This window comes from Knoellia remsis (assembly GCF_003002895.1).
Lineage (GTDB): Bacteria > Actinomycetota > Actinomycetes > Actinomycetales > Dermatophilaceae > Knoellia > Knoellia remsis.
In genome coordinates this window covers 1-20,575 of the sequence record NZ_PVTI01000001.1, presented here as the reverse complement: position 1 = coordinate 20,575, position 20,575 = coordinate 1, and the positions used below count along the sequence as shown (strand labels likewise).

The window sequence follows — 20,575 nt, the reverse complement described above, 5'->3', positions numbered from 1 at the left end:
CAGCGCTGCCCCCGCCGCATGTGCGGCGGGGGCAGCGCTGTGTCCGCGGCCGGCATACCCGCGCCTGTGGATGTCGACGGGCGCCACGACGCCACTCCTGCCAGACTGTCCCCGGGGGGTCCGCCGTGGGATCCCATGTGTGCGGAGGGGAAACAGATCGATGAAGAAGACCGTAGGGATCTTGCTCGCCGTGCTCGGGCTGCTGCTCAGCGCCGCCGGCGTCGCGGGGATCGTGCTCATCGGCAGCGACAACACCATCGAGTCACCGAGCTCGACACTGAAGATCGGTGACGCGAAGGCGGTGGTCTCGACGCCGGGCCTGCTCGCCTACACCGATACGACGATGCGGATCACTGCGGAGTCGTCGGGCGGCTCAGTTTTCGTCGGGCAGGCGCACCCGGTCGACGTCACGAGCTACCTCGATGGCGCGCCGACGTATGCCGTGACGAGCGTTGGGACGTCGGGCGTCAGTGGGGAGGCGGTCGAGGGGGACGCCAAGGCCGCTCCCCCGGACCCGACGAAGCAGACCTTCTGGACCGAGAGCACGTCCGGTGCGGGCTCCCAAACGCTTCAGCTGGCGCTGGATGGCAAGCCGACGACCTACGTCGTGATGCCGCTCGGCAAGCCCGGCGACATCACGATGTCGAGTGGGGTGGTCATCCCCGGTGGGTTCGGCCTCGCCATCGGCGCTCTCATCCTCGGGGTGCTTCTCCTCATCGGTGGCATCGTGCTGGCCCGGCGGCGCAGGACTCCGTCCGGGCCTGACGACGCGGCCGTGAACCGACCGGCTGCGGACGCGCCAGCCGGGCGTGCACCGACCGGGGCCGACGAGCCCGCGGGTGCACGGACGCTGAGCCGTGCCGTGACCGTGTCCGTGCTCGCCCTGACCGTGCCCGCGCTGGCCGGGTGCGGCGTCGTCCCGCAGAAGGTCGAGCCGTGGAAGAACTCCGAGGTCACCAAGCCATCCATGACGCCGGACCAGGCTGACCTCGTTCTCAAGGACCTCGCCACCCGCCGCAACGCCATCGCCAAAGCGACCGCCACGTCGAACGACGCGCGCCCATGGAGGGACGTGTCCTCCGGGCCGCTGTACACGACGGAGGTCCTGCAAAGCCAGTACCGGCAGATGACGAAGACGTCCGAGAAGTCCGTCGTGTCGCTCGTGGGGACGAAGAGCTACATCCCGGCGTTCTCGGGATATCCCATGTATGCCTTGGTGGCCGGCACCGAGGCCTACGACAAGGGCAAGCCCATCGAGGTCCTCAACGTCGTGCAGCGCACGAGCGTGATCGCGCCGTGGACGATGCTGGCCGCGGCGCACGTGCCCGCGAAGTCGCTGCCCGCCTCTGCCGCGCCGGGGGGAGCAAGCACCCCGGGCCCGGAGCAGCAGAAGCAGGCCCTGGCGGCCGCCAACGCGGTCATGGCCCGCATCAACACGGGCAAGGGCGGTCCGGCCCTTCCCAAGGAGCTCGAGTCGTTCCTGTCAGACATGCGTACCACGGAGGGTGCGTCGAGCCTGGTGCGCGCCCAGCTCTGGCCGTCCGACGCCGAACCGCTCGAGCCCGGGGGTCCGGTGCAGGCCGTGGCGACGCCCACCGGGTCGCTGGTCCTCGCCTCGTACGACCTGTTGAACACCCAGACCGCAAACCCCGGGAAGGTGTTCCGCGACAACCCGGAGAGCAGCTACCGGAAGGCCACCCAGCAGACGGGAAACCAAGAGATCGTGCGCTACCGGCTGGCGGTCATGGTGGCCATGACGGTGGACAAGCAGGGCAAACCCACCGTCATCGGCTTCGACCAGGTGCCCGTGCGCTGATCTCGAGCTCCACGGCGGTCAGAGCCGTGAGTCGCCGGCGATCAACCAGGAGTCTCCGCTGCGGACCACCCGCCATTGGCGACGCTCGGTCGACGGCGCCCCGGAGCGAGGGTCGTACCTCAGCTGCATCGTCACCGTCCCGTCCGACGCATCCGCGTCGACGGCCGAGACCCGCACCGACTCGATGGTGCGCCAGAACCCGTCGTACGTACTCCTGCCGATGCGCGCCTGCAGCTCCGGAGTGAACATCGCCCAGGTCGCGTCCCGCCCATCGGCGCTCGTCACCCCGGCGTAGTAGTCACGAGCGAAGGCGGCGAGCTGTGCATCCGTCCCCGCTCGCGCAGACGGTGACGACGAGGGCGTCGGTGTGCGGGAGGTGCGCGTCGGGCTGGGCGTCGACGGCGTCGGTGTCGACCGAGTCGGGCTGGGGGACGACGGCGTCGGCGTGGGCGATGACGACGTGGGACGCGGTGCCGACGTCGTGGGTGCCGGACTCGAGCTCGTCGGCGTCTGTGCGGTGCTCTCCGGACCCGGGTCGCGCAGCAGCAGGTATGCCGTCCCCGCCAGGAGGAGCGCGACGAGCACCACTGCGGCCGGCCACCAGCGGCGCCGACCGCCGCTGTCTCCCGCGCTCGGCGAAGGCCGCACGACGGTGGGCACGTCGTCACCGGCGTCATCGTCGCGGTCGCGGCGGCCCAGCTCGTCCCACGGCCAGCCGTCGCCGACCGCGGCAGGTGCCCGCGTGCCGTGCTGCTCGCCGGCGCGCACGCCGCCACCGACGCGGTCGTCCGCGTTCGCGTCTGCGTCCGCACTCGCGTCTGCGTCCGCATCCGCTGCCCCCATGACGGGGAGCACCGCCGTCGGTGGTCCGGCGGCGGCGAGGTCGTCGAGCTCGTCAGCAGCCTGGGCCATGGTCCAGCGGGTCTGCGGGTCGGGGTCCATCATCGAGCGGATCGCCGGCGCCAGCCGTCCCGCCCGCTCCATGGGACGGGCCCGCTCGTTGAGGATGTCCTGGAGGATGGCCAGCGGGTTGTCGTGCGAGCGGAACGGGGACTGCCCCTCCACCGCGTGGAACAGCGTCGCGCCCAGTGCCCACACGTCGGAGGCGGGAGTCGGGTTGCCGCCGCGCGCCAACTCGGGCGAGAGGTATCCGGGTGTCCCGGTCATGTAGCCGGTGAGGGTCAGTGCCGGATCCGCCGTCATCCGCGCGATCCCGAAGTCACTCACCTTCGGCGTCCCGGACCGGTGGACGAGGATGTTGCCGGGCTTGAGGTCGCGGTGCACGATCCCGCGCTCGTGCGCGCGCGCCAGCGCCCGAGCCAGCGCTGCCCCCATCGAGGCGACGCGGTCCGGCGGCAGCGCGCCCTCGTCACGGACGAGCTCAGCAAGACTGCGCCCGTCGACGTACTCCATGACGAGCCAGTGCGCCTCGTCCTCGTCGACGACGTCGAAGACCGCGACGGCGTTGGGGTGGTTCAGGGACGCTGCGATTCGCGCCTCGCGCATCGCTCGTGCTGCGGCCGCCGGCTCCCCCGGGAGTGCCCCGATGCGCTTCACCGCGACCTCGCGCTCGAGGACGGTGTCACGACACAGCCACACGGTGCCCATGCCGCCCTTGCCGACGGCCCTCAGCACCTCGTAGCGACCGGCGATGACCTGCGCAGACACGATGTCCTTCCCTTGTGACAGCAGCCTTGTCACCCTACGTCGGGAGCGCCCGCGGGACAGATCCACCCTGCGTGAGCGCACGGCGAGAGGGGGCACGGCCGCGAGCGGCATACCGACCACGCGAGACCCCCACCACGATCAGGGACCGGACATGGCGAGGGGCGGCATACCGAGGACATCTCGGTATGCCGCCCCGTCACCTGCGTGGGACCGTCAGGTCACTCGTCGCGCTGGCCCTCGGAAGCCTCGGAGCGCTGGCCGCGACCGCGACCGCCACGCCGACGGTTGCGCTGGCGACGCTCGCCGCGCTCCTCGCCGCCGTTGCTGTCGTCGCCGGCCTCACCGGAGCCGGCGTCGTCGCTCGAGCCAGCGTCGCCCTCGGACGCCGGAGCGTCACCGGCAGGAGCCGACGATGCCTCGGAACCGCCCTCGCCCTCGGCGAGGACCGCGGCGAGCGAGAGCTTGCCGCGCGGGTCGATCTCCTTGAGCTCGACCTGGACCTTCTGGCCGACCGAGAGGACGTCCTCGACCGCGTCGATCCGCTTGCCGCCGACGAGCTTGCGCACCTCGGAGATGTGCAGCAGGCCGTCCTTGCCGGGCAGCAGCGAGACGAACGCTCCGAAGGTCGTCGTCTTGACGACGGTGCCGAGGAAGCGCTCGCCGATCTCGGGCATCTGCGGGTTCGCGATGGCGTTGATCGCCGCGCGGGCCGCCTCCGCCGACGGACCGTCGGTCGCGCCGATGTAGACGGTGCCGTCGTCCTCGATGGAGATGTCGGCGCCGGTGTCCTCCTGGATCTGGTTGATCATCTTGCCCTTCGGGCCGATGACCTCACCGATCTTGTCGACCGGGACCTTGACGGCGATGACGCGAGGAGCGAAGGGGCTCATCTCGTCGGGCGCGTCGATGGCCTCGTTCATGACGTCGAGGATGTGGAACCGGGCCTCACGAGCCTGGGTCAGCGCGCCACCGAGGACGTCGGCGGGGATGCCGTCGAGCTTGGTGTCGAGCTGGATGGCCGTGACGAACTCGCGCGTGCCGGCGACCTTGAAGTCCATGTCACCGAAGGCGTCCTCGGCACCGAGGATGTCGGTCAGCGCGGCGTACTGCGTCTGACCATCGACCTCCGCGGACACCAGACCCATCGCGATGCCGGCGACCGGGGCGCGCAGCGGCACACCGGCGTTGAGCATCGACAGGGTCGAGGCGCAGACCGAACCCATCGACGTCGAGCCGTTGGAGCCGAGGGCCTCGGACACCTGGCGGATCGCGTAGGGGAACTCCTCGCGCGTCGGCAGCACCGGCATGAGCGCCCGCTCGGCGAGCGCGCCGTGGCCGATCTCGCGGCGCTTGGGCGAGCCCACGCGGCCGGTCTCACCGGTGGAGAACGGCGGGAAGTTGTAGTTGTGCATGTAGCGCTTGCGCGTCACCGGCGAGAGGGTGTCGAGCTGCTGCTCCATGCGGAGCATGTTCAGCGTCGTGACGCCGAGGATCTGCGTCTCGCCACGCTCGAACAGCGCCGAACCGTGGACCCGCGGAAGCACCTCGACCTCGGCCGAGAGGGCGCGGATGTCGGCCAGGCCGCGGCCGTCGATGCGGACCTTGTCGCGCAGGATGCGCTCGCGGACGAGCTTCTTCTGCAGCGCGCGGTATGCCGCCGAGACCTCCTTCTCGCGGCCGACGAAGTCACCGGTGGTGCCCGTCTCCGCCTTGGGGTCGTAGTCGCCGACGAGCTTGAGGTGCAGCGCCGACTTGATCTCGTCGAGCCGGTCCTCGCGCTCCTGCTTGCCCGCGATCTGCAGGGCGGCAGCGGCGTCCTCGGAGGCGGCGGCCTCGACCGCTGCGTAGACGTCGTCCTCGTAGTCGAGGAAGATCGGGAACTCCTCGACCGGCTTGGCAGCCTTCTCGGCGAGCTCGGCCTGGGCCTCGCAGAGGACCCGGATGAAGCCCTTCGCGGCCTCGAGACCCTCGGCGACGACCTCCTCGGTCGGAGCCTGCTTGCCCTGGTTCTTGACCAGGTCCCAGGTGCTCTCGGTGGCCTCGGCCTCGACCATCATGATGGCCACGTCGTCACCGGCGATGCGGCCGGCGACGACCATGTCGAACGTCGAGCGCTCGATGTCGGAGAACTGCGGGAACGCGACCCACTGGCCGTCGATGAGCGAGATGCGCGTCGCACCGATCGGGCCGGAGAACGGCAGACCGGAGATCTGCGTGGAGGCCGACGCGGCGTTGATCGCGAGCACGTCGTACTGCGTGTCCGGGTTGAGCGCGAGAACGGTGATGACGACCTGGACCTCGTTGCGCAGACCCTTCTTGAAGGTGGGGCGCAGCGGGCGGTCGATGAGACGGCAGGTGAGGATCGCCTCGGTCGAGGGGCGACCCTCGCGACGGAAGAACGACCCGGGGATCTTGCCCGCGGCATACATGCGCTCTTCGACGTCGACGGTCAGCGGGAAGAAGTCGAAGCCCTCACGGGGGGACTTCCCGGCGGTGGTGGTGGAGAGGAGCATCGTGTCCTCGTCCAGGTAGGCGCTGACGGCGCCTCCGGCCTGCTTGGCCAGGCGTCCGGTCTCGAACCGGACGGTGCGGGTGCCGAACGAGCCGTTGTCGATGGTGGCTTCGGCGAAGGTGATCTCAGGACCCTCCATGGGTCCTCCTTTTCTCTTGATTCCAACGAACCGCGTGCATCGTCGTTGTGCACGGGCGTGCTTCTGGTGGTGCTGTCGCTATGAAGTTGTGCGGTGTGAAGTTGTGGTCCTACACATCCGAAAGAGCGGCCCTCCTGGTGTGGAGGACCGCTCCGACGGAAATCCGGGGGTCAGCGACGCAGACCGAGCTTCTTGATCAGCGAGCGGTAGCGCTCGATGTCGATGCTCTCGAGGTAGCGCAGCAGGCGGCGGCGACGGCCGACGAGCAGCAGCAGACCACGACGGCTGTGGTGGTCGTGCTTGTGCTGACGCGAGTGCTCGGTCAGGTCCTTGATGCGCTGCGTGAGGAGCGCGATCTGGACCTCCGGGGAGCCCGTGTCGCCCTCGGTCGTGGCGTACTCGGACATGATCTTCTTCTTGACGTCTGCGTCCAAAGGCATGGGCGACTGACTCCTTCTCACTCGATTGCGCGGCGCTCCCGGGCTGGTTCACCGGGGCTCTCTGAAGTCCGCGGCCGGTTCTCACGGCGGGACAAGGCTACCAGCGCCGTGAGGACCGCCCTAATCAGTGCGGTTGGAGTCGCGCTCGGGAGCCCTCAGCAGCCCGGGGGCAGCTTGATGCCGCAGGTGGGCGGGGTCGCCGGGTAGGTCTTGACCGCCATGATGGGCGCGTGGTTGTCCGGGTCGCCGCCCTCCACGGACGAGTGCCCCCACGGGATGGATGCCGTGACCGTGACGCCCTGCTGGTTCGCCGAGTCGCTGCTCGACGCGTTGAGGATGAAGGTGACCGAGTCGCCGGGATCGAGCCGCACCGGGAAGTCGACCGTCTCGCCGGTGGCCGGGTCGATCGCCTGGGCGAAGGCGAGGTCGATGGAGGGGCTGTCGTCGGTGATCACGATGTCGTCATAGAGCCACACCGTCTCGGGCGTGTTGTTGACGATGGTGATCTCGAAGATGTAGCCCTTGACGAAGACCTTGCACGAGCCGCCGGGCGACTTGCACGCTTCGCCGAGCACGGCGGTCGGCCCCGGCGCTGACGCTGCGAGCGCGGGTGCGGCGGCGGCGACGGCCATCACGGGCACACTCCACGCGGCCCCCATGGCGATGGTGCGCCGGCTGGGCAGCGCGGATCGAACTTCAGTCATGTCGACTTCTCCTGTCTTGACGTTCACTGCAGTCGACCCAAACGCAACACCCGCGGACAACTCGACAGCCCGCCTTTGCGGGGATATGGCTCGCTATTGATGCGGTGGTGCCGCGACGGCCCATGACTGGCGGGCCATGAGCCGACCGAGGTGAGCCATGCCCGGACCGTTGCCAAGGACTAGTCAGTCCTCGGCCGACTCAGCCCCTCTGGCTCCGTCACGGCCTCCCTCAGGCGCGGTGGCGCACGACCCCGTTGACGATGGTCGCCGCCACGGTGACCGCCCGGAGGTGTCCCGCCGCCGCGGGGCCTGCGTCGCCGGCGGCGAAGGGGTCCTCGTCGACGAGGAGGAGGTCTCCCCGACTGCCTGCCGCCACCGTCGACGCACCGTCCGTGCTCGCGGCGAGGGCCTCGGCCACGGTGAGCGACTCGGCGACGTTCCACGGTTCCCGCTCGTCGGCGCTGCGGTGCACGGCAGCGGCCATCGACTCCCACGGGTCGAGCGGCGCGACGGGCGCGTCGGACCCCAGCGCCAGCCGCACGCCGGCGTCGAGCATCGAGCGCAGCGGGAAGCACCGGTCGGCCCGGTCGGGCCAGCACTGCTGGGTCACGTCGCGGTCGTCGAGGAGGTGGCTCGGCTGCACGCTGGCGACGACACCGAGGCGCGCCATGCGGTCCACGGCGCCGGCGGCGACGAGCTGTGCGTGCTCGATCGACCCGCGAGCACCGGTGTGCGAGAAGGCATCGAGCGCCGAGTCGACCGCGGCGTCGCCGATGGCGTGGACGGCGACATCGAGTCCGTGGGCGGTCGCCGTGGCGAGCAGCTCGACGAGCTCGGCCGGGCTGTTGTTGGGCCGACCGCGGGGGGCATCGAGCTCCTCACCGCCCACGTAGGGCTCGTGACACCAGGCCGTGCGGGTGTTGAGCGACCCGTCGCTGATGATCTTGAGCGGGCCCATGGTGACGAGCCCGGCCTCGTCGAGGACCTGACCGGTCCGCCGCCCGGCGGCGATCGTCTCGGCGAGCCCGACGGCATACGTCGCCGTGCGGACGCGCAGCGGGGCGAGCCCGGACGCGGACCGCTCCACCCATTCGTCCGCGTTGTCGGCCCACTCCATCTCGGCGACACCGACGACGCCGCGCCGCAGCGCAGCGTCGAGGGCCTTCGCGTATGCCGTCCGCCGGTCCTGCATGGACCGGGTCACCTCCTCGAGCCGCGCGAAGCTCGCGAACCACTCGTTCTCCTCGACGACGGTGTCGCGCAGCGACAGGTCGAGCAGACGCAGCGCTGCACTGTTGAGCCAGCCGTGGTGGGCGTCGCCGCTGATGAGCACGACGGGGAGGTCGCCGGTCACGGCGTCGAGCTCGGCGACGGTCGGCTGGCGTGACCAGGCACCGGTGCGGTGACCGTAGGCCTGCAGGACGGTGCCCGGCGCTCCTCCCGCGCGGGCATCGACCTCGGCCGCGACGCAACGCACGACCTCGTCGGCGCTCTCCGTCCCGGAGAGGTCGAGCCGCGAGGCGCTGGCCGCCCACTGGCCGAAGTGCACGTGCTGGTCCCACAGCCCCGGCATCAGCCACCGGCCGTCGGCCTCGAGGACCTCGTCGGCGCTCTCCGCGCGCAGCCCGGTCGCGACGTCCGTGACGCGGCCGCCGACGACGCGCACGTCGAGCGGCCCACCGTCACGGGGAGCGGGCACTCCCCCGACCGGGACGAGCCGGGCGCCGCGAATGAGCAGGGAGGTCTGGGTCACGGCGCAACTCTAGGTCGCACAGGGGGTTGACAACATACAACCGTTTGGTTGTATGTCGTGGTCATGAGCCAGACGAGCGAGGACCGGGCCGACGCCCTGTTCCACGCGCTCTCCGACCGGACCCGGCGCGACATCCTGCGCCGCGTCCTCGCCGGTGAGCACTCCGTCTCGGCCCTGGCAGCGAAGTACGACATGAGCTTCGCCGCCGTCCAGAAGCACGTCGCCGTCCTCGAGAAGGCCGGCCTGCTGACGAAACGGCGTTCCGGCCGTGAGCAGCTCGCCAGTGGCGACGTGGACGCGGTGCGCTCCGTGACCTCGATGCTCGACGAGCTCGAGGCCGTGTGGCGCGGCCGTATCGACCGGATCGACGCCCTCCTCGGCGCCGACCCGGACACCACCTCCCCCACCGCACCCCCATCACCCACACCCACACCCAAGGAGAAGTGACATGCCCGTCACCGGCATCACCAAGGACACCGACACCCGCACGCTCACCATCACCGCGGAGTTCGCCGCCCCGCAGGAGCGGGTCTGGAAGCTCTACGAGGACCCGCGCCAGCTCGAGCAGGTCTGGGGCCCGCCGGAGTACCCGGCCACGTTCACCGCCCACGAGCTGCGCCCCGGCACCCGCTCGACGTACTACATGACCTCCCCCGAGGGTGAGAAGTTCGGCGGCTACTGGGACATCACCGGCGTCGAGTCGCCGTCGCAGTTCACCTTCGACGACGGTTTCGCCGACGGCGAGGGCAACCCCAACCCGGACCTGCCCGTGTCGCAGAACGTCTACGCGTTCACCGAGGCCGACGGCCGGACGACGGCGGTCTTCACGAGCACCTACGCCTCCGCCGAGGCGCTCCAGCAGGTCCTCGACATGGGCGTGGAGGAGGGCGCGACCGCGGCGATCAACCAGGTCGACGCCTTCCTCGCCGCCAACCCGGCCTGACGCCGACGCCTGGCCGATCCGGTTCGCGAACCACCCCGTTGCTCGCGGACCGGATCGAGCCGGTTCTCGTGCGGGGCCGTGGTTCGCGAACCATCGTGTGCCACGGCCGCCTCCCAGGCGGAACCCGAAAACACAAGTATGCCGGCCGCGCGTGGCGCGCGGCCGGCATACCTGACGTTTGAAATCCGTTGCGGCACAAGGCCGCTCACGGGTCAGAGGTTGATCATGTGGCCCGCGATGCCCTCGACGGCCTCCTTGACCGCCTCGGACAGCGTCGGGTGCGCGAAGACGTTGCGCGACACCTCGTCGGCGGTGAGGTCCCACTTCTGGGCGGTCGTGAGGACCGGCAGCAGCTCGGTGACATCGGGGCCGATCATGTGCGCGCCGAGGATCTCGTTGTGCTTGGCGTCGGCGACGACCTTGACGAAGCCGACGGTGTCGCCGAGCCCCATGGCCTTGCCGTTGGCACTGAAGGGGAAGGTCGCGGTCTTGACGTCGTAGCCCTTCTCCTTGGCCTGCGCCTCGGTGTAGCCGAAGGAGCCGATCTGCGGTTGGCAGTAGGTCGCCCGCGGGATGAAGTCGTACTCGACCGGCATCGTCTCGGCGCCGGCGATCGTCTCGGCGGCGACGACGCCCTGCGCCTCGGCGACGTGGGCGAGCATGAGCTTGCCGGTGCAGTCGCCGATGGCGTAGACGTTCGGGACGTTGGTGCGGCAGTACTCGTCGATGGCGATGGCGCCCTTGTCGGTGAGCTCCACGCCGGTGGCGTCGAGGCCGAAGCCCTCGGTGCGCGGGGCGAAGCCGATCGCGGAGAGGAACTTGTCGGCCTCGAGGACCTGCGAGTCCCCACCTCCGGCCGGCGACACCGTGACGCGCACACCCGAGCCGGTGTCCTCGACGCCGTCGACCTTGGTCGAAAGCATGACCTTGACGCCGAGCTTCTTGTACTGCTTGAGCAGCTCCTTGGACACGTCGGCGTCCTCGGTCGGCACCATGCGGTCGAGGAACTCGACGATCGTCACGTCGACACCGAAGTTCTTCATGACGTAGGCGAACTCGACGCCGATGGCTCCCGAGCCGGCGATGACGATCGAGCCGGGCAGTTCGGGGTCGAGGATCTGCTCCTCGTAGGTGACGACGTTCTTGGAGACCTCCATGCCGGGGAGCATTCGGGTCACGGCGCCGACGCCGAGGATGAGGTTGTCGAAGGTGATCGAGCGCTTCTCGCCGTTGTTGAGGGCGACGTCCATCGATGTCGGGCTGGTCAGGGTGCCCCAGCCGTCGATCTCCTCGATCTTGTTCTTGCGCATGAGGAAGTGGACGCCCTTGACGATGCCCTCGGAGACCTTGCGCGAGCGCGCGTGCGTCGGGCCGTACGACATCGTGGCGTCGCCCTCGATGCCGAACTTCTCCTTCTCGTGGGTGAGCGTGTGCGCGAGGTCGGCGTTCTTGATGAGCGCCTTGGAGGGGATGCAGCCCACGTTGAGGCAGACACCGCCCCAGTACTTGGACTCCACGACTGCGGCCTTGAGACCGAGCTGGGAGGCGCGGATCGCCGCGACGTAGCCGCCGGGTCCGGCGCCGAGAACAACGACATCGAAGTCAGCCATGCCGATCAGCCTAGTTGTATGCCGCCCGCTCACCACGCGCTCCCCCGCGGCGGTGCTCGACCCACCATGGCCGGGTGCGCGTCAGGGGTCGACGAACGACCGGGTCTGCAGGCCCGACGTCGCCGCGAGCACCTCGAAGTCGGCGTCCCGATGCACCACGACGCTGCCGGTCCGCAGGGCGATGGCCGCGATGAGACAGTCGTTCAGATGACGCACCGTGCGGCCCTGGCGTCTCGCGCGGCGGTGCAGGGCCGCCGCCGCGGGGAAGTCGAGAGCCGGAACCACCCGCACGAGGGTGAGGCTGTCGACGAGCCGCTCGACGTGGGCCAGGGCGTCGTCACCGGATGCCCCCGCCAACAGCTCCATGGCGATGACCTCCGTCGTGGCAATCGTGGCCGGCTCGGCCACGAGGCGCGACTCGACGTAGCGGCTCGCCGGCGAGTCGGTGCCGCGAAGGAACTCCACCCAGACCGACGTGTCGAGGAGGTCCCTCACACCCCTGACCGGCCGTCCGTGCCCACTCGCTCACCCTCCGGGGTGTCAGCGTCGCCGCCGCGCAGCGCGTCGAGGTCGCCCTCCCAGCCGATGCCCTTGAGGCTCCACACGAAGTCCGGCGTGATCGCGGACCCGGCGGCCTTGCGCAGGGCGAGGTCCACCGCCTCGCGCTTCGAGGACAGGTCGTACTTGCGGATCACCTCGGCGACGAGGTCGTCGTCGATGTCGATGTTCGTGCGGGTCATACACCAACGGTACACCTTCATGGTGTATCGCTCCCCTCACTTCATGACGCGCAGGGCCTCGTGGACGGAGCGGGCCACGCGGGCCGAGGTCTCGCTGCCGAAGCCACCCTCGCTCACAGCGACGGACACGGCATACCGCGGTTTCGTCGACGGCCCGTAGGACAGGAACCACGACGTCGCCGTCTCGCCGAACGCCTCGGCCGTCCCGGTCTTGCCGGAGACCGGCCAGTCGGCTGGCATCCCGGCGAACGCTGCCTGCCCGGTGCCGGAGACGACCACGGCGCGCAGCGCCGTCTGGAGGTATGCCGTGAGCTGCTTCGACAGCCCGAGTGACCTCGTCGGGCCGGCCGGGATCGCTTGTGCCGCACCGGAAACGGGGTCGACGGTGCGCACGCCGACCCGTGGCTGGCGGAGGGTGCCGCCGTTGGCGACGGCCGCGTAGGCAGCGCCCATCTGCAGTGGTGTCGCGGCGACGTCGCCCTGGCCGATGGAGAAGTTGACGGCATCGCCGGCGCGGAACTGCCAACCGCTGCGGCAGTTCTCCACCGCGACCTGCTTGAGGTAGGCCGCTCGCGCGGGGTCGGTGCGCGCGACGTCCGGGTAGCCGTTCTTCGCCCGGGCACAGGTGTCGTCCTTGGTCTGCTCCCACACCGCCCGCTTCCACCGGCGGTCGGGGATCCGGCCGGCAGACTCCTCGGGGAGGTCGATGCCGGTGCGCTGGCCGAGCCCGAAGGTGCGGGCCGTGGTGATGAAGGGGTCCTTGGCGTCGTCGCCCTTGAGGCCTCCGAGGGCCTGCCAGGACCGGTAGGCGACGTCGTAGAACACGGTGTCGCAGGACACCTCGAGCGCGCGGTGCAACGAGATCGGGCCGTAGGGGCGGGACTCGAAGTTGCGGAAGACCCGGTCGCCGATGCGGTAGTTGGCGGGGCAGGCATAGGTCCCGTTCAGCGGGTTGCCGGCCGCGATGAGGGCGGCGACGCTGACGACCTTCATCGTCGAGGCCGGCGGCAGGGCCGATGCGGTGACCCGCGAGAGCAGCGGCGTGCCGGACTCCGTGGAGGAGATCGCGGCGTACTCCTTCGAGGAGATGCCGCCGGTCCACACGTTGGGGTCGTAGGTCGGCGCACTGGCCAGGGCGACCACCTGGCCGTTCGTCACGTCGAGGACGACGGCGCCACCGGAGTCGGCAGGCTCACCGCGGCTGCGGGCGGCGGCGATCTCACGGGCGAGGGCCTTCTCGGTCGCGGCCTGGACCCCTGCGTCGATGCTCGTCACGAGGTCACGGCCGGGCACCGGGTCGGTGCGCGACACGACCCCGGTGACGAGGCCGCGCGCGTCGACGGACACCACTGTCCGACCAGGCGTGCCGCGCAGGGCGGCGTCGTACTGCTGCTCCAGCCCGGCCCGGCCGACGAGGTCGTCGGCGGTGATCGCGCCATCACTCTTGGACACCTCGGACTCGGTGGCGCGGCCGAGATAACCGAGCAGGTGGGCCGCATTGACCCCCAGGGGAGCCGGGTAGCGCCGCACGGGCACCGCCTCGACCGCGACGCCGGGGAACCGGTCCGGCCGCTCGACGATGCTCAGCGCACGCTGCGGGTCGACTCCGCTCGCCACCGGGATCGGCACCTGCGGCGAGCCGGCCCAACAGGCCGGCGCCGGCGGGGCGTCCTTCTCACCGCAGAGGTGGGTACGGGCGAGGAGGTCTGCCGCCCTCAGTCCGAGGACCTCCGCCATCCGGGTGAGGAGGGCCCGGCCGCCGTCCGCGCTGTCGGCGATGACCCGGCGCTCGACGGTGATGACCGTGACGGAGGTGTTGTCCGCCAACGGCTTCCCCGTCCGGTCGAGGATCCGACCGCGCACGGCGGGAACGACGATCTCGCGGGTGTTGAGCTGGGCCGCCGCACTCCGGTAGTCCGCGTGGTCGGTGAGCTGCACCTGCCCCAGCCGCCCGATGAGCAAGGTGAACAGCACGCCCACGACGAGCGCCACCGCGAGGAAGCGCCCGTGGTGCGCCGAACCGTCTCGGGGCCGTGCGCCTGCCGCGCGTGGCCCGGCGAGCGGCCCAGCGAACGGGGTGGCGAGCGGCCCGCCACGCCGGCGCGAGGACCCGCGCGGCCGGCGCAGGGAGGGTCGGCGCGCGACTCCCCCGGGACGGCGCCTCACGCGAATCGCCTTCTCTCGGCGCGCTGTTCGAGCCGCAGGACCAGGGGGACCACCACGAGGGCCGCCGTCGCCGTGACCACTACCCGCAGGAGCGCGGCAGCGCCGTCGACAGGCACCCCTTGGGCGAGGGCGAGCGCACCCCGCGCCACCTCGAGCCCCGCCGCCGCGAGCGCGACGACGGCGGTGACCCACGCGAGGGAGACCGGACCGACACGGCGGGCGAGGCCGACGACGAGCCCGGCGGCGGCATACAACAGCGCCTGTGTCCCGAGCACCGCGGAGCCGGGAGGGAGGAGGTCGAGGAGCCAGCCGCCGGCGAGACCGGTGACGAGGCCGGAGCGCGGGCCACCGCCCAGGGCCGCCGACGCCACGACGACGAGGACGAGGTCGGGCAACGGAGCCAGCCCGCGGGCCGACAGCGTCACCGCGAGCACCCCACCGACGACGAGCAGGAGTGCCCGGGTGACGAGGCCGGTGACGTTCACGACCCTCCCCCGGTCGCAGCCGGTCGCGGCGCCGACCGCGGCTCGGTCAGCAGGACCCCGACGACGGAGAGTCTGCCGATGTCCACCGCCGGGCGCACGCTGCCCGACGGAGCGAGACGCCCGCGCTGGGGCTCGACCGCGCTCACGGTGCCGATGAGCACGCCGGGCACGAACGGACGGCCGTCGACGCTGCCGAGTGTACGCACCTCGTCGCCGACGGCGAGCCGGCCGGCCTCGACGAGGGTCATGCCGAGCTCGCCGGGTGCGCGCCCGGTCGCTGCCGAGCCAGGGCCGCCGACCGTCGCGAGCGCCCCCGCGGCACCCACCCGCGCGCCGACGACGACATCGGGGCCACCCACGACGAGCACGTCCGAGGTCCACGGCGCGACCGCGTCGACCCGACCCACGAGACCACCCGCCGCGACGACGGTGCGGTCGACCTCGATGCCGTCACGGCTGCCGACGTCGATGGTGAGGCGGACGACCCCCTGCGGGCCGGGAGCGCCCACCCCGACGACCCGGGCCGGCACGACCGTGGCGCCGGACGTCGCCGGGGAGGCGAGCAGCTCGGCGACGGCTCGACCCTCCTCGGCCGACAGCCGCGCGGTGCGCAGGTCCTCGGCGAGGCGCTCGTTCTCGCGACGCAGCTCTTCGACACCGGGACGGTCCCCGGGTGCGAGCACGCGCTCGAGCGGGCCGAGCACCGTCGCTGCCCCACGGCGCAGCAGGTCGGGTCCCGGCGCGGCGACGAGGTCGAGGACGACGAGGGCCAGCGTGACGACCAGCGCGACCCCGACGAGCCGGCGCCGCCGGCGCTGCGATCGGGCGTCCCTCACGGCCGACGGTTGTCCACGAGGACGCGGTGCAGGGTGTCGAACTCCTCGATGCAGCGCCCCGCCCCGCGGGCCACGGCGCGCAGCGGGTCGTCGGCGACGACGACCGGCACGCCGAGCTCGTGGCGCATCCGCTCGGCGAGCCCGCGCAGCAGTGCTCCCCCGCCGGTGAGGGTCACGCCGCGGTCGAGGATGTCGCCGGCGAGCTCCGGCGGGCAGACGTCGAGCACGGCCCGCGCCAGCTCGACCATCTGGAGCACGGGACCCTCGATGGCGCGACGCACCTCGGTCGAGGAGATGGCCACGGTCTTGGGGAGGCCGGTGACGAGGTCGCGGCCGCGCACCCGTTCGCTCAGCTCCTCCCGGAGCGGGAAGGCCGACCCGATCGCGACCTTGATCTGCTCGGCGCTGCGCTCACCGAGGAGCAGGGAGTACTCGGACTTCACGTGGGCGATGATCGCCTCGTCGATCTCGTCGCCGCCGGTGCGGATCGACCGGGACGTGACGATGCCGCCGAGGCTGACGACCGCGACGTTCGTCGTGCCGCCGCCGAGGTCGACGACCATCGACGCCTGGGTGTCCTCGATGGGGAGTCCGGCGCCGATCGCGGCCGCCATGGGCTCCTCGATGACGTGGACCCGTCGCGCGCCCGCCCGCAGGGTGGAGTCCTCGAGGGCCCGGCGCTCGACGCTCGTGATGTCGCTCGGCACGCAGACGACCATCCGAGGGCGGAACAGCCGCGACGGCGCGACCTGGTCGACGAACCAGCGGAGCATGCGCTCGGTGACGTCGGCGTCGGAGATGACGCCGTCGCGCAGCGGCCGGACCGCGCTCACGGAGTCCGGGGTGCGGCCCAGCATCTCCTTGGCCCGGTGACCGGCCGCGAGCAGCTGGTCGGTGCCGGTGCGGACGGCCACGACCGAAGGCTCGTCGAGCACGACTCCCCCGCCGCGCTCGTAGATCACCGTGTTGGCCGTCCCGAGGTCGATCGCGAGGTCTCTCGCGCGCACCCATCGGTCCAGCCCAGCCACGGTCGCGATGCTACGCGGGGCGGCTGTGGGTGACGGGGCCCAACACGCAGGTATGCCGGCCGCGCACCTTCCGTGCACAACTCACCCTTCCTCCCCTCCGGCACACGACACGCCGGTATGCCGGCCGCGCGCGGTGCGCGGCCGGCATACGGTCCTGCTGTCGTCGCCTTCCGTCGCTCAGGCGACGAGGACGGTCTCGTCGTCGCGCAGCGGCTCGGCGACCGGCTTCGGCGCGCGCAGGGTGACGTGCAGGCGCCACGCGGCATACACGGCGAGGAGGCTGATGCCGATGTGCAGGCCGATGAACGCGTCGCCGAACCCTGCGCCGAGGATGACGCCCGCGACGAGCGGTCCGACGGCCGAGAACCCGGTCTGGAGGGCAGTGAACATGCCCAGGGTCGTCCCGACGAGTCCGCTCGGGGCGAGGCTCGCGGCGAGCGGGTTGAGGACAGGGGCGTACATCGTCTCGCCGACGGCGAAGATGCCGTAGGTCGTGACGAAGATGACCGCGGCCAGCTCGGGGGCGTGGGCGGCGGTGGCGAGGACGACCCACGAGAGCGTCCAGATCGCGCCGACGACCATGAGCAACGCCGGGCCGGAGGTGCCCTTGGTGACCCGGACGACGACCATCTGGAGGGCGATGATGACGACGCAGTTCACCGCGGCGGCAAGGCCGATCGTCGTCTCCTCGACGTCGAGGATCGTCAGGGCGTAGGCCGGGAGGCCCGCCTCGAACTGGGCATAGAAACCGAGCGCGAGGGTCACCGTGACCAGCGCCGTCCAGCGCAGGGCGGGGACGGCCCAGATGGCGCGGATCGCGTCGCGGGGGCTGACGCGCGGTGCGGCGTGGTCGGTGATCGCCTCGTCGTCGACGATCGGGTCCTGCACGGTCGTGGCCCAGCGCGGCATACCGGCGACGGCGATGAGCGCGGCGGAGACCACGAACCCGGCGCCGGCCGTGGCGAAGGCCGGCCACATGCCGTGGGTCCGGTCCAGGTCGACCATGTAGCCGGCGGCGAAGGCACCCACGGCCATGCCGAGCGCCTGGCCGGTGAACTGCCACGCGAAGACCTTGCGACGGTCGGTGCCGCCGACCCAGCGCAGGACGAGGACGGCCTGGGCCGGGTTCGCGCCGGTGACGCCGATGCCGAAGACGAGCATCGCCGCGAGGAAGGTCAGCGGGGTGCCCGCGACGATGAGCGCGAACGCGGCGGTCGCGGCGACGAGCTTGGCGGACACGGCGACGCGCACCGGGTCGAGCCGGTCAGCGAGTCGGCCGCCGACGGGTGCGGCGAACAAGGCCCCGATGGAGAACAGGCTCGCGGCGCCGGCCGCGACGAGGGAACCCCAGTCACGAGTGGTGGCGGCGTAGGCGTACTGGTAGGGCAGCACGGTGCCCCAGCCGAGCATGGCGACGGCAGAGGCGAGGATGAGCAGACGGGCACGCATGACGGGATCAACCCTCCTTCGATGGTGAATATTTCGAGTCGGCAGACTTCGATTTCGAAATATTAGCATGCGAAGATGGATGGCATGCCCACGGCCAAGCGACGTCCGAGCAGCGCGAAGCAGCGCTACCAGGAGGCTGTGGCGACGTATGTCGCGGCCGGTGGCGACGAGTCGGTCCAGCGGGTCATCACCGCGGTGAACTCGCTGACCCGCAAGCTCGACCAGTGGTACGCCCGCCAGCTCGTCGACCTCGACCTCTCCCCCGGCGAGTGGGCGGTCGTCACCGAGCTCGCCAAGGCCGAGGGGCAGCCGGTGACGCCGAGCCGGCTCGCCGACGCGGGCAACGTCGCCGCGTCGTCGATGACGCACCGGCTCGACAAGATGACCGAGCGTGGGCTGGTGCGCCGCTCCCCCGACCCGGACAACCGGACGCGGGTGCTCGTCGAGCTCACCGACGAGGGCTGGCAGCTCTTCGTCGCGGCGGTGCGCGAGGCCAACGTCGTGGAGTCGGACGTGCTGGCCGGCCTGACGAAGTCGCAGCGGTCGGCGCTGGCGGACCTGCTCGAGGTCGTCATCGCCGACCTCGACGCGCTCGACACCTGAGGAGGGCGCTCGGGCCCCGCAGCGTCGCGTGAGTCTCGTATGCCGCGGGCGCGTTCGGGAACGTCGGGCGCGCGTGGCGCTGGGACACGGGGCGCCTTCGGTCGCATCCGTGCAGGTCAGCGGGCTTTTCGGGGTGGCTGTCGGTGGTGGGTGGTTGTGTTGTTCGTATGAGCAGCGTGGCCGTGTCCGAGACCGCCTCCCCGGTGGAGGCGGTCCGGTCTGCGCTCGCTCGGATGGATGCTGCGGTCGGCGACGTGTTGTCGGGCTTGGCTGCGCTGGCCGGGTCCGGCGGGGCGGGGGTGCCGGAGCGGGAGTGGCGCGAGCTGTTGTCGTCGGTGGAGCGGGTCGGGCGGCGCGTGGACGCGGCCCGGTTGCGGACCATCGCGGGGGCGTCGGCGGCGGGCGCGCCGGAGCGGACCGGGTTCGTCGACACCGGCTCGTGGGTGTCGAAGCACACCGGCGCCAACCGTCCTGCGGCGGCCAGTGACGCGCTCGTCGCTGGCGCCCTCGGCGACGGTGACGGCGAGGCGACGCTCTCGCTCGTGGACCCGACAGCCGATGCCGACGGCGGCGAGGACTCGGGCACGGACGCGGGGTCAGCTGACGGTGGGGCTGCGCGGCCGCGGACCCCGGCCAGGGTGGCACTCGATGCCGGGGAGATCACGGTCGAGCACGCGAAGGTCATCGTCCACGCCCTCACCGAGCTCCCCGCGTCCGTCGATGCCGCGGGCCGGCTCGAGTGCGAGCGTGAGCTGGTGCGGCTCGCAGCGAACCGGACCCCGGCACAGCTGCGCAAGGCCGCCCGACGCGTCCTCGACGTCGTCGAGAAGGACACCGCTGTCGTCGACGCCCACGAAGACCGTGTGGTCGCTGACACCGAGGACCGGGCCCGGGAGAAGTCGGCGTTCTGGATCAAGGACAACCACGACGGCACCATGACCGGCCACTTCACCGTCCCCTGGTACTCCGGAGCCGCGCTGAAGAAGATCGTCGACGCCATGACCGCACCCCGACGCTCCACCCGCCTCGCCTCACTCTCACCAGTACCCGAGAGCAGCGTCAGTCACGATGGCCACGGCCGTGACAGGCCGAGCAGCAGCCCGAACGACCTCAAGTCCAGCGGTGCCGGCTCGGACGGCGCCCGCGACCCGAGCAATGCGGGCCGCGCGAACGGTGCCCTGTGCCGTGACACTGGCGAAGGCGAGAGCGCCGGGGCCGAGTGGCGCGCCGAAGAGCTGACCTGGCAGCAGAAACGCGGCCTGGCGTTCGCCGACCTCCTCCAGCGCCTGCCCACCGACCACCTGCACCCCAAGACCGCCGCGACGGTGATCGTCACCGTCGGGCTCGACGCCCTGAGCGAGCAGACCCGTCAGGTCGCCGGCACCGACGTCGGCGACAGCATCTCGGCGGGAACCGTCCGACGGCTCGCGTGTGAAGCCGGTGTCATACCTGCAGTGCTCGGCGGCAGCTCCGTCCCGCTCGACCTCGGCCGGCAGCGACGCCTCCACACCGAAGCCCAACGCGCCGCCCTCGCCCTGCTCTACGACGAATGCGCCGCCGACGGCTGCGACCGACCCCTGGCCTGGACCGAAACCCACCACCTCACCGCCTGGCGCGACGGCGGCCACACCCGCATCGACGACGCCGTCCCCCTCTGCGGCACCCACCACCACGCCATCGACC

General features: G+C 71.4%; 18 protein-coding genes. 5 read left to right on the top strand and 13 right to left on the bottom strand.

All coding sequences use genetic code 11. From position 1 onward, the window contains the following. Positions 1-160: 160 nt before the first annotated feature. Entirely contained in the window at positions 161-1,816 is a 1,656-nt protein-coding gene (locus BCF74_RS00090) for a hypothetical protein (protein ID WP_106295931.1), read from the top strand. A gap of 18 nt (positions 1,817-1,834) precedes the next feature. Here the strand turns inward: BCF74_RS00090 and BCF74_RS00085 are convergent, their stop codons facing one another. From BCF74_RS00085 to BCF74_RS00065, 5 genes are all read right to left on the bottom strand, one after another. Then, on the bottom strand, positions 1,835-3,484 hold the full coding sequence (locus tag BCF74_RS00085; protein ID WP_170070080.1) for a serine/threonine-protein kinase: 1,650 nt from the start codon (positions 3,482-3,484) through the stop codon (positions 1,835-1,837). A gap of 218 nt (positions 3,485-3,702) precedes the next feature. Continuing rightward, complete coding sequence (locus BCF74_RS00080; protein ID WP_106295929.1) at positions 3,703-6,135, bottom strand: polyribonucleotide nucleotidyltransferase; 2,433 nt, start codon at positions 6,133-6,135, stop codon at positions 3,703-3,705. A 170-nt stretch (positions 6,136-6,305) separates the two neighbouring features. Next, complete coding sequence (gene rpsO, locus BCF74_RS00075) at positions 6,306-6,575, bottom strand: 30S ribosomal protein S15 (protein ID WP_106295928.1); 270 nt, start codon at positions 6,573-6,575, stop codon at positions 6,306-6,308. A gap of 155 nt (positions 6,576-6,730) precedes the next feature. Then, complete coding sequence (locus tag BCF74_RS00070) at positions 6,731-7,279, bottom strand: hypothetical protein (RefSeq protein ID WP_146132838.1); 549 nt, start codon at positions 7,277-7,279, stop codon at positions 6,731-6,733. Between the two features lie 229 nt (positions 7,280-7,508). Then, on the bottom strand, positions 7,509-9,032 hold the full coding sequence (locus tag BCF74_RS00065; protein WP_106295926.1) for an amidohydrolase: 1,524 nt from the start codon (positions 9,030-9,032) through the stop codon (positions 7,509-7,511). Positions 9,033-9,095: 63 nt separating this feature from the next. On the opposite strand from BCF74_RS00065, the gene BCF74_RS00060 reads away from it, so the two are divergent. Together BCF74_RS00060 and BCF74_RS00055 are read left to right on the top strand one after the other, a co-directional pair. Further along, positions 9,096-9,479, top strand: coding sequence for an ArsR/SmtB family transcription factor (locus tag BCF74_RS00060; RefSeq protein WP_106295925.1), 384 nt, complete (start codon positions 9,096-9,098; stop codon positions 9,477-9,479). Position 9,480: 1 nt separating this feature from the next. Continuing rightward, positions 9,481-9,975: an SRPBCC family protein gene (locus tag BCF74_RS00055; protein ID WP_106295924.1), complete on the top strand. Its 495-nt coding sequence runs from the start codon at positions 9,481-9,483 to the stop codon at positions 9,973-9,975. A gap of 212 nt (positions 9,976-10,187) precedes the next feature. Here the strand turns inward: BCF74_RS00055 and lpdA are convergent, their stop codons facing one another. The 8 genes from lpdA to BCF74_RS00015 all read right to left on the bottom strand — a co-directional run bounded on the left by lpdA (position 10,188) and on the right by BCF74_RS00015 (position 18,289). Continuing rightward, positions 10,188-11,585, bottom strand: a complete 1,398-nt coding sequence (lpdA, locus tag BCF74_RS00050) for a dihydrolipoyl dehydrogenase (RefSeq protein WP_106295923.1) — start codon at positions 11,583-11,585, stop codon at positions 10,188-10,190. An 81-nt stretch (positions 11,586-11,666) separates the two neighbouring features. Continuing rightward, on the bottom strand, positions 11,667-12,080 hold the full coding sequence (gene vapC, locus BCF74_RS00045; RefSeq protein WP_106295922.1) for a type II toxin-antitoxin system VapC family toxin: 414 nt from the start codon (positions 12,078-12,080) through the stop codon (positions 11,667-11,669). After that, positions 12,077-12,325, bottom strand: a complete 249-nt coding sequence (locus tag BCF74_RS00040) for a type II toxin-antitoxin system VapB family antitoxin (RefSeq protein WP_106295921.1) — start codon at positions 12,323-12,325, stop codon at positions 12,077-12,079. Before BCF74_RS00040 ends, vapC begins: the two co-directional genes overlap by 4 nt. Before the next feature lie 36 nt (positions 12,326-12,361). Further along, the gene (mrdA, locus tag BCF74_RS00035) at positions 12,362-14,491 is read right to left on the bottom strand and encodes a penicillin-binding protein 2 (RefSeq protein WP_245889123.1); all 2,130 of its coding nucleotides are present in this window, start codon (positions 14,489-14,491) and stop codon (positions 12,362-12,364) included. Beyond that, the gene (locus BCF74_RS00030) at positions 14,488-14,976 is read right to left on the bottom strand and encodes a hypothetical protein (RefSeq protein ID WP_106295920.1); all 489 of its coding nucleotides are present in this window, start codon (positions 14,974-14,976) and stop codon (positions 14,488-14,490) included. Before BCF74_RS00030 ends, mrdA begins: the two co-directional genes overlap by 4 nt. Then, positions 14,973-15,812 (bottom strand): rod shape-determining protein MreC, encoded by an 840-nt coding sequence (mreC, locus tag BCF74_RS00025; protein WP_170070079.1) that lies wholly within the window; start codon positions 15,810-15,812, stop codon positions 14,973-14,975. The genes BCF74_RS00030 and mreC overlap by 4 nt, the downstream gene beginning before the upstream one ends. Continuing rightward, positions 15,809-16,840, bottom strand: coding sequence for a rod shape-determining protein (gene mreB, locus BCF74_RS00020; protein ID WP_106295918.1), 1,032 nt, complete (start codon positions 16,838-16,840; stop codon positions 15,809-15,811). The genes mreC and mreB overlap by 4 nt, the downstream gene beginning before the upstream one ends. A 177-nt stretch (positions 16,841-17,017) precedes the next feature. Then, positions 17,018-18,289, bottom strand: coding sequence for an MFS transporter (locus BCF74_RS00015; RefSeq protein WP_106295917.1), 1,272 nt, complete (start codon positions 18,287-18,289; stop codon positions 17,018-17,020). A gap of 75 nt (positions 18,290-18,364) precedes the next feature. Between BCF74_RS00015 and BCF74_RS00010 the strand changes: the two genes are divergently transcribed. After that, positions 18,365-18,892 (top strand): MarR family winged helix-turn-helix transcriptional regulator, encoded by a 528-nt coding sequence (locus BCF74_RS00010; protein WP_245889122.1) that lies wholly within the window; start codon positions 18,365-18,367, stop codon positions 18,890-18,892. 167 nt (positions 18,893-19,059) lie between these two features. After that, positions 19,060-20,575: HNH endonuclease signature motif containing protein (locus BCF74_RS00005; protein ID WP_146132837.1), on the top strand; the 1,516-nt coding region annotated here is incomplete at its 3' end.